This window comes from Microcoleus sp. FACHB-831 (genome assembly GCF_014695585.1).
In the GTDB taxonomy this organism is placed as follows: Bacteria; Cyanobacteriota; Cyanobacteriia; order Cyanobacteriales; family FACHB-T130; genus FACHB-831.
This window is the reverse complement of sequence record NZ_JACJON010000049.1, coordinates 1-7,070: the sequence shown is the minus strand read 5'-3', so window position 1 is coordinate 7,070 and position 7,070 is coordinate 1. Positions and strand designations below refer to the sequence as shown.

Annotated in this window: 5 protein-coding genes and 1 pseudogene; 2 read left to right on the top strand and 4 right to left on the bottom strand. The window is 43.2% G+C overall.

The window, feature by feature from the left end:
* Positions 1-128, top strand: a pseudogene (locus tag H6F77_RS29000) (IS1 family transposase); the annotation flags it as partial.
* 491 nt (positions 129-619) lie between these two features.
* On the opposite strand, the gene H6F77_RS12950 reads toward H6F77_RS29000, so the two are convergent.
* The 4 genes from H6F77_RS12950 to H6F77_RS12935 form a co-directional block, all read right to left on the bottom strand.
* Positions 620-3,925: a plasmid replication protein, CyRepA1 family gene (locus H6F77_RS12950; RefSeq protein WP_190489128.1), complete on the bottom strand. Its 3,306-nt coding sequence runs from the start codon at positions 3,923-3,925 to the stop codon at positions 620-622.
* A 420-nt stretch (positions 3,926-4,345) separates the two neighbouring features.
* Positions 4,346-5,230 (bottom strand): hypothetical protein, encoded by an 885-nt coding sequence (locus tag H6F77_RS12945; protein WP_190489126.1) that lies wholly within the window; start codon positions 5,228-5,230, stop codon positions 4,346-4,348.
* Positions 5,231-5,484: 254 nt separating this feature from the next.
* Positions 5,485-5,790 carry a fertility inhibition FinO-like protein gene (locus tag H6F77_RS12940; RefSeq protein ID WP_190489124.1) on the bottom strand — a complete coding sequence of 102 codons (306 nt, stop codon included), beginning with the start codon at positions 5,788-5,790 and terminating at the stop codon, positions 5,485-5,487.
* A gap of 164 nt (positions 5,791-5,954) precedes the next feature.
* Positions 5,955-6,197: a hypothetical protein gene (locus H6F77_RS12935; protein WP_199321317.1), complete on the bottom strand. Its 243-nt coding sequence runs from the start codon at positions 6,195-6,197 to the stop codon at positions 5,955-5,957.
* Positions 6,198-6,395: 198 nt separating this feature from the next.
* Between H6F77_RS12935 and H6F77_RS12930 the strand changes: the two genes are divergently transcribed.
* Positions 6,396-6,887 carry a hypothetical protein gene (locus tag H6F77_RS12930; protein WP_190489122.1) on the top strand — a complete coding sequence of 164 codons (492 nt, stop codon included), beginning with the start codon at positions 6,396-6,398 and terminating at the stop codon, positions 6,885-6,887.
* The last annotated feature ends 183 nt before the right edge of the window (positions 6,888-7,070 follow it).

Genomic DNA, 7,070 nt, shown 5'->3' with positions numbered 1-7,070 from the left:
GACAAAGAATATCGCGTTTAGTAAGAAAAACTCTTTCGTTCTCTAAAAAACTCTCCAATCATATAGGAGCTATCTGGTATTTTATTCATGAGTATAACGCCAGTTTATCTATAGAGCAAAAAGCTTGATTATCATTACTATGCAGGACTACCAAATAAAATAACAGCTTTTGTCATTAATACTACCAAGTTATCTAGACTGAGAAAAGTTAATCATCTTATTACTAATGTAGTTCCATAAAAAGCGACAGGCAAATGGACAGTAAAAACTTATTCACTCAGAAGCTGCGTAGGTCAATTTGCCCGACTCGAAGATTACAGAGTTTAATTAAAGCTCGGATTCCAGGGATTCTATGCTTCTGGACGCTCTCACAAAGAGCAAATTTGATATGGGTTAAACGGGTTAATCAGGTTTTCCGTGCATTGTTGTGTCTGTTATAAAATGCTTTGCAGCTAGGACAACTTATTGCTCACTCAATCTGCTGAAAAGGGTGAACAGAAACTAGGTGCCAATGTCACCTAATTTTATAAGCGCTGGCAGAGAGAGAATTTGATTTTTGGCTAGGGCAATTGGTTGAGATCGCGATTGCAGTCACGAAAAATGGATTGCGATCGCATTCTCAACCGAATGCTGCCATCTTCCAATTCCAGAGCTGCTCCTTTTTCTGTACAGGAATCCTTGCCCAAATTGCCTGTTTCGCCTGCTGGCAGAAGTCTCGGAGCATCCCGAATACTGCAACCGCTACCTCTGGAGAATCCGCCATTATCAAAAAGTTTGCAGACTCTTCAATTTCTTCAGAGGTGAGTGCGAGTCCTCCCGCCGCGCTCCCCTCGTTGATAGGTTGGGAGGTAGTTTGGTAGTCACCAGAGTTGTTTATATCTTCTTTATTACCTGCCGTGACTACCGTATCACAATTTGATACATTTTGAGGTTCGTCCCTCCTATTAGTAGATTGGGAAGGGCTTCGGTAGTCACCAGAGTTGTTTATATATTCTTTATTATCTGCCGTGACTACCGTATCGCAATTTGATACTTTATCTAGTTCTGTCTGCCTCGCTGTCTCATCCCGTGCCAGCCATGCAGCAAATATCTTATCGCGTCCATCTGTTGGGTTTTTAAACCCGTAGACTCGCTGTTGTTCCCCTCGTGAGCCTTCCTTGTAGAGAAAGGTTAGTTTCAGTCCGAGTTTGCCGAGTAACTTTTGAGCAATTCTTATTGGCGAATCCATCTCGTTAATACTGATGCCCAACGCACTTTTTATATCCCATCTATACTGGATCGCATTCTTAGCTATCTCCTGAAGGTCTTCGTCCTCATTCTTGAAGTGCCGCTGGGTATCTAACAAGCACAACACACCTAGCATTTCCAAAGATAAAGTGGCGACAGGTGCGGAGAGTAGCGATTTATTTAGGTCGGGTAGCCACGCCGCGCCCTCCCCCTGCTCTCGAATCGTAGCCACCCGTTTCTTATCCCTGGCTGCGAGATATTCTCTTCCTACAGTGAAGTAGTAGTGCATCTGTATCCTGGGGTGCCATCCGTCATCATCTTTAATTACCAAGTCGGGTGTTACATCAGTTCCGTAACGCAGTTTTAGAGAATGCTTGCGCTCCTGGTGCCGTTCCTCCTGATTTTTTGAGCGCTTCTCTTTGAGCTTTTCAAAATCACTTTGAGAAATGTCACGAGCCAAGGCGATCGCTTCCGCTTCCTTTTGATGTTCAACGGTGCGAGTTTCATCCAACTGGGCTTTCGCTTCCTCACCATTGCCGCCACTTGTACTGATTATTTGATGTCCCTCAGCTTTCAATCCAGCTAGGACACTTCCACAATAATCAACCATCCCTGCATTGACTCGAACGGCGAACTTTGCCCATGTCCGTAGGCTTGCGACATCGAAAGCGATATCTAAGTCGTCACAATCGAAATCAGCATTTTTGAGCAGCCGGATGTTAGCCTTGGCAACTTTTTGTTGACTCGCAAGTAGAGACTTAGTGCTGATGGAGCCATTGCCGATTTGTCCCAATCCGTAAGGCGCTACCCAGATATGTCGTTCAACAGGTTCCCGGACTCGTGCCAAAGCTTGACGGGCAGAGTTCTCCGGACTAACACCTTGGAGGATTGCCCAAACCGAGCTGAAGTGTCCCTTGATATCGATTGAAACTCCAGTTTCAAGGCTGGGGGATACGATCACATAATCGTATTTGGGCAATATCTCATTTAGATGGCTGGTGCAACCAAACGCAGGATGATCAGAATCTGCAATGCTTTCACTGTCAATCCGCAGTCCCTTTAAATCAGGGAATTTCTCAGAAAAATGAGCCTCAAGGTTGCGAGTACCAATACGAGATTTAGCCTTTTGTCCACTACAACAAATAAAAGGTTTTCCGCCCTCTTCCAGGTGTTGTTCTAGCGCTGCCATCATTCCCATTGGGGTAGTGCCTTCGTAGTGGTGAACTTGCCATGCTTCGGTAGGTTTCCACTCGTTAACGACAATCCAAGGAGCAACATTGACCCCACTTAGGTTCCGAATATAATCAATTGAGACGTTGCTTAAATCGGCATCCGACAAAATTACTCGCCCACCATCGGTTGTAAGCGTATTCGAGATTAAGGCTTTAAATTCTTTTAAGATGGCTACGCGATTAGACTGGCAGGTACTTGAGTTGAGCATATGCCAAATAACTTGCTCAGCCTCATCTATGAATATTGTCTGTCCATACCAATCCTCGGCGCTAAATTGGGCTTGTGAATTTGGATGTAGGCTATCAACGCATAGCCCAAAACCGAGTGATTTACCCGTTTTATCCTTGATTTCAGTAACATAGGGAACCCCTAGCCGCCGACACAAATCCATGCCGAGCTGTACGCGATGAGTTAGTACCAGTACCCGTTCACCTCGCCCTGCTGCCTCTGAAGCGAGTTTAGCTAAGGTTTCGGTTTTGCCTGACCCTTTGGGACTTTTGATGCCTATCAATTTGGCATCCTCTGGAATGGTTAGTTCACCGAGATATTTTTGATTTAAGGTGACATTTGCCGGGTAGGTAAGCTCAGAGAAAGCCCTTACCATCCAGCGGGTTAAAGACACAGCCAGCTCACGACGCTTCTCAAAAGCGTCAACGCCATTGGCAACAATGAAGTCATCAACCCCTTTCTCAGGTTCTTCCCAATCAATTACTCGAATCTTACACTTCTGTTGCCACTTCAGTAGTTGACCTGTTCGTTCAATTGCAGTATTTACAGCACGAATGGTCTTGTCTTTCTCATCGTGGTCAAAGCAAAAATAAATCGGATGATTCTTAAAAATTTCCAGTTCTGGAATTAGTCGGCGGCTGCCTCTAGGATTCCAGCACTCATCCTGAAGCCGCCGATAACCACTATAAATCCCAGGTAGACCGATCGCCACGAATCCAGCGGATAACAATGCTGCCGCTTTTTTTGCTCCTTCTGTGATACAGAGTGGAACTTTATCTTTAATTACCCACGCCCAGAAACCAATTGCTTCGCCCTCTGGTGTGATTTCAATTTCTTCTGGCATTGCAATCTCGTGGCGATTGGCGATCGCCTGCCAGATGTGCAAGGGTACAGACAGGAAAAAGACACGAGTTTCTGTTTTTGGCGGATGCTCGTACTTTATTACTTTCCCGTTCTGGTCATACCTGGGATAGTCGGGCTTAAAGCAGCCCCACTGCATCGGCTGGCAGTTATTTAATGGATCTAATCCGCTGCACCACCAACCACCTTTCTCGGTATGGGCGTATTGGCGAAGCATCCAGTTCTCTACTCGCCCAGTGTTGGTGCGTTCTATCTTTGGCGAGTAGAACAGAGATTCATAAGGACTAGATCCACAAAGCGATTCGACGTTTAAGCGAGTAAGGGCATCATCTACGCCGCTATCGCGCCATTCTTGTAGGTGCTGAGGTTCTAGCATGACGCACCTCCCACCAAGCAAGCGCTCAAGGAGAGTTGCTGAGTAAGAGTGTTTAGAAAATTATTTGGTACGGTGGAGTTATCTAATTTTCGTACCAGAATCCTTATGGCTACGGGTTTTTGGCTCATGAGTGGCTTCCTAATTTTTTAGTTAGGGAGCCACTCTGCTTTTATTCGTGGTGAAAGCCTGTTAGCCTGGAATTAAGTTTTTGTATTTCTTGGTGGTTTATTGTCGCTTGTGCAAAAGGTTTAAGCGTTCGGCCTTCCTTAAGACAAAGCGGAAGCGGTCTTTGGATTTTGTGCTAACAGGCTTTTACCCGAACTCAAGTAGAGTGGCTACCAAGTTTTTTTTTGGAGTTCGAGGTTCTGATCATCAACAGCGTTGGCATGAAATTAATTTCTTTGATGACATTCTTTGAGCCTATACCTTCTTACAAGGAAAAAGAAGAGATAGCCCAAAAACGGGATTAGGTTCGTTAAGTTTTGTAACAACTAATTCCCACCCTCCTTTCTTTCCGACATAGCGTTGACCATCTTTCCACCGTATTGACTGGATGTATCTAGGTGGATTAGCACTTCTTTCTTTCTGAGCTAACCGTGCTGATAAATCGTGAGATAGGGCATATTTGTGCAGGAAATTTTTCATGAGATTTTTGATAACATTATCTTCTTCCTGTCTTTTAGCACAAGTATTTATCGCAATGCCAATCCATATTTCGTACTTAGCAAATTGTTCGCTTACTAGCTCTTCTGTCCACAAATCTCCTTTATAAATAAGGTCTCTTAGCCTCTTGGAACGATTTTCAATATCTCTAACAGTTGTTTTATAGCCTTTGACAGCTTCAATGAAGAAATAGTCAAACTTTTGCTTTAAGGTTTCTAGAAAAAAAGAAATTTCATCTTTAGGGTAGTTTTCCAAGTTTTTAATTTCTTCATATATATATTTCCAACCCCCTTGAATTAAGCTAAAAGTAGCATCATGGACTTCAATAACAGTCATAGCAATTAAATAACTAGTTTCATCTATTAAATTTTCTTGCCGTTGCCTAAATAAAGGATTTTCCCCTGCGCCACTGAATCTGGCTTTTAAACATTCCCCCATATATTGAGCGCGTTGATTTAGTGAAATCCACTCAGAAACTAAGGCACCAGTATATGCATGCTTAAGTAAAAGACTGCTAGGAATTCGAGACATAGAAATATCTATCTGCTGAGCGAGTTGGTTACGCAGATGAATATTTGGCTGATTGAACGTTGTTATTTGAGATTTTTCCCAGTCAGATGGAATATAATTGTTATTGATCATTTCTTTTCAAGTTATTACTAGGTAATTCATTAGCCTCTGTTACAGCAGAGGCTTTTCTTTTAAGTGGCTTCTTAGCAAAATATTGGAGGAGAGTTTTAAGCTTTCTTATGCTAATAGTACATATGAAGTTCTCAACTCCCACTACCATTACTCAAGTTGAAAGTAGGTACCTGTAAATGTGCCTAATTTCAGTTTGGTTTTCACTTAACGCTTGTTGATGTAGTCGAGTAATAAGCATATAAAATGATTACTCATTACTCTACTATCGTTGGCTCTTTCGGTTCTTTTGGTTTTTTCTCAAAAACCTGGATGGCTGGCTCGTTCAGGATAAAGCCCCGTTCTGTAGGCTCACCCATTTTTCCAGCAATCGCAGCAACCCACATTGGGTAATCGGTTTGTGCCTGTTCTAACTTCTTAAAAACTTTGGGCTTTACAATTACGCTAACAATCCGCTCATCGCAGTCAATCTCGAAAGACTTCCAACCATTCTCTATAGTCTTCACGTCGGCTGGGAATTCCGAAATCTTTATGGTTAGCTCAAGTTTGCCTTGCGTTGGCATAATTTGTGATACCTCCTATGTAAATGCGATCCGGATACTCTAATCGCTAGTCCTTGGAGTGCGTGATTGCGCTTCTTACACCACGACTAACCTTGATTCCACAGTTTTGAGCTTTTATCTCGCTTACCTCCTCTTGTGTCTCAGTCATAACGTTCGTTCACCCATCATTGCCCTTTACCCTTGTGAGTCGCTGGAGGGGTTTCTTTTTGGCGTTGGTGTTCTTGAATAGCTTGATTAATAATTCGGTCAACTAAATTGCTAACCTTTCTATCTTCTTCCTCAGCCCACCGAACTAAGTATTCCTTAGTCTCCGACGTGCAAGTAAAGGTCACTTTTTCTGTCCTGCCATCGCCCATGTTATCTGCATTGTTCTGAATATCTTCTCTAGTCTCTAACATTTTCTGCATCTATGTTTTCCTGAAAGTTCCACAAACTTCCGAAGTTCTGCTTTATTAGCAGACATAGACCGAAAACGCCCGAATCCCTCACCCGACAAAGAAATTAGGTGAGATTGGGTGACAGAGTTTTTTTGCCAAAAATCGCCTCAACCGCAGATAGCAAGCGGAACAGACGATGTTTACCCTAAATTTTGGAGAATTTAAAAAATGGTTGCAGTACAGCCAACACCGACCGGATTTGCCCGCGCTACACCCACGCTGGCTACCGGAGGCGATATCGGGGCAGGTTTAAGCAAAATTTGCATTGGCAGCAGCAATCAGCAAATGAAACTCAAATTACCCTCAAAAGTTGTGGAGGTTCGAGAGGAATTACACGATGCTCTTGAGGCAAAAGATGGTGGATTTTTTCACTATGTGAGTGGTGACAGAGAAGATTTAATTGGGCGTGACTTTTTAGTAGGAAGTTTAGCGGCGTGGAAAGCTCCAACAAGTCATATCACGCTGAGTGATGACCCGAAGTTAAAAGCTGAATATTCTTTGCATATTTTGCTAGGAAGCTTAGCTACTTTACCATTTAGACCAGAGTGGAACTTACATTTAGTTCTGTCAACGCACAACAGAGAAGTTTTTCAGGAGGCAGTAACCGCTAAAACACAAGGTTCTCACGTTATTAATTCAGGAGTTACGCAGTTGAACTGAAGATGCGGTAGAAGGAAGGAATGAATTGTTAGCTTCCATCGTTTCCAGTGCCTCTATGTGAACGTTGAATTGAAGATGCGGTAGAAGGAAGGAATGAATCCACCGAAATACACAGCTATTGAATACATCAACTTCCTGATTGCGACGCAAAAGTCCTATAGCTGTAGCGAAGCAGAGCGGGTT

Excerpts from the sequence above, each read along its gene's own strand:
- H6F77_RS12935 (WP_199321317.1), bottom strand. The coding sequence starts at position 6,197 with ATGCAGAAAATGTTAGAGACTAGAGAAGATATTCAGAACAATGCAGAT.
- H6F77_RS12940 (WP_190489124.1), bottom strand. The coding sequence starts at position 5,790 with ATGCCAACGCAAGGCAAACTTGAGCTAACCATAAAGATTTCGGAATTC.
- H6F77_RS12930 (WP_190489122.1), top strand. The coding sequence starts at position 6,396 with ATGGTTGCAGTACAGCCAACACCGACCGGATTTGCCCGCGCTACACCC.
- H6F77_RS12945 (WP_190489126.1), bottom strand. The coding sequence starts at position 5,230 with ATGATCAATAACAATTATATTCCATCTGACTGGGAAAAATCTCAAATA.
- H6F77_RS12950 (WP_190489128.1), bottom strand. The coding sequence starts at position 3,925 with ATGCTAGAACCTCAGCACCTACAAGAATGGCGCGATAGCGGCGTAGAT.